Source organism: Achromobacter sp. GbtcB20, from assembly GCF_019091095.1.
GTDB lineage: Bacteria > Pseudomonadota > Gammaproteobacteria > Burkholderiales > Burkholderiaceae_B > Achromobacter > Achromobacter mucicolens.
The window spans coordinates 1-239 of the sequence record NZ_JAGXJZ010000864.1 but is presented as its reverse complement, the minus strand read 5'-3'; the positions used below and the strand labels follow the sequence as shown (position 1 = coordinate 239).

Sequence of the window (239 nt, the reverse complement as noted above, 5' to 3'; positions counted from 1 at the left end):
CCTGGACAAAACTGTCCAGTGCCTACCGCATGACCTATCCGTTCACGCAGTGGGAAGGCCCGGACTGGGCCGAATTGAAGAACATGTTCCGCCTCGGCCTGCCGATCGGCGTCACCTATTTCGCCGAGGTCAGCGCTTTTGGCCTGATCAGCCTGCTGGTGGCGCGCTTCGGCGTGGTCCAGGTGTCGGCGCACCAGATCGCGCTGAACTTCGCGTCCCTGGTGTTCATGGTCCCGCTC

The 239-nt window shown here is 62.8% G+C and carries 1 protein-coding gene; it reads left to right on the top strand.

Annotated elements, in window-relative coordinates:
• Positions 1 to 239, top strand: a 239-nt coding sequence (locus KVT32_RS31440) for an MATE family efflux transporter (protein WP_254637107.1), incomplete at both ends; no start/stop codon positions are given.